Source organism: Mesorhizobium sp. M7A.F.Ca.CA.004.12.1.1 (assembly GCF_003997835.1).
Lineage (GTDB): Bacteria > Pseudomonadota > Alphaproteobacteria > Rhizobiales > Rhizobiaceae > Mesorhizobium.
On sequence record NZ_RZRK01001177.1, the window covers coordinates 1 to 1,339 of the forward strand.

The 1,339-nt window shown below is 67.0% G+C and carries 1 pseudogene; it reads right to left on the reverse strand.

The annotated features are described in order from the left end of the window. Positions 1-1,205: pseudogene (locus EN984_RS34865) on the reverse strand (DNA mismatch repair protein MutS); the annotation flags it as partial. Between the last annotated feature and the right edge of the window lie 134 nt (positions 1,206-1,339).

Consider the following 1,339-nt stretch of genomic DNA (forward strand, 5'->3'; position numbering starts at 1 on the left):
ACCTTGGCGCGCAGCGCGCCAAGGTCGCGCGGCCCACCCCGGTTGAGCGCCAGCCTCGACAGTGCGCGCGGCATGTCGGCAACGCTCTTCAGGCTCGACCGCACCGCTTGGCAGAGCCGCGTTTCGGAACGGAAGAACGACACCGAATCCAGCCTGGCGCCGATGGCCGCGGGATCGGTCAGCGGCGCCATCAGCCGGTCGGCGAGCAGCCTTGCGCCGCCGCCGGTCACCGTGCGGTCGATCGCCTTGAACAGCGACCCTTCGCGGCTGCCCGACAGTGTGCGCAGCAGTTCCAGATTGCCGCGTGTCGCCGGATCGATGAACAGGGTCGAGCCCTGCTCTTCGCGCTCGGGCCGCGACAGCGGCGGGCGCTCGGCCTTCTGCGTCTTCTCGACATAGGCGATGGCGCCGGAGATCGCCGACAGTTCGGCGCGCGAAAAGGCGCCAAAGCTATCCGGTGTCGCCACATCGAAGAAGCGGGCGATGCGTCCCGTGGCCGATGCCGAATCAAACAGCGACGGCGGCTGCGGGCTGGCGACGCGGCCGAGCACGTCGAACACCGGCTTCAACTCCGGATCGTGGAACACCGGCTCGGCGACGATCAGCTCGCGCGGATCGACTCGGAAGATGTCGGCCAGCAGCCGGTCGGCGGTGGTATCGGTGACGCGGAAGGCGCCGGTCGAGATGTCGATCCAGGCCAGCGCGAAACTGTGATCGGCTCCGCCCTTCACCCGCCCCAGCGCCATCAGGAAACTCGATTCCGAGGGCGCCAGCAATTTGTCCTCGGTGATGGTGCCCGGTGTCACCAGCCGCACGACGTCGCGGCGCACCACCGATTTGCCGCCGCGTTTCTTGGCCTCGGCCGGATCCTCGATCTGTTCGCAGACGGCGACGCGGAAACCCTGGCCGATCAGCTTTTGCAGATAGTCGTCGGCGGCATGCACCGGCACCCCGCACATCGGGATGTCGAGCCCTTGATACTTGCCGCGCTTGGTCAGCACGATGCCGAGCGCCCGGCTCGCCTTCTCGGCATCGTCGAAGAACAGCTCGTAGAAATCGCCCATGCGATAGAACAGCAGCGAATCGGGGTTCGCCGCCTTGATCTCGATAAATTGCTCGATCATCGGCGTGGCGCCGGCGTGGACGGTCGGCGCCGGCGTCATCGCCTCGGGGGCGTCTGGCTCGTTCGGGCTGTGCATGTTCATGCGCGGCACGCTAGCAGATGTGATGATGCGGTTTAATGCCGGCGCTTCGAAAAACGGGGGACGACGGGACGGCAGCTTGTCCGCAATTGCCGATGCGGACCGCGATTCCAGCGCGCGGGCGGTTTACACGCGGC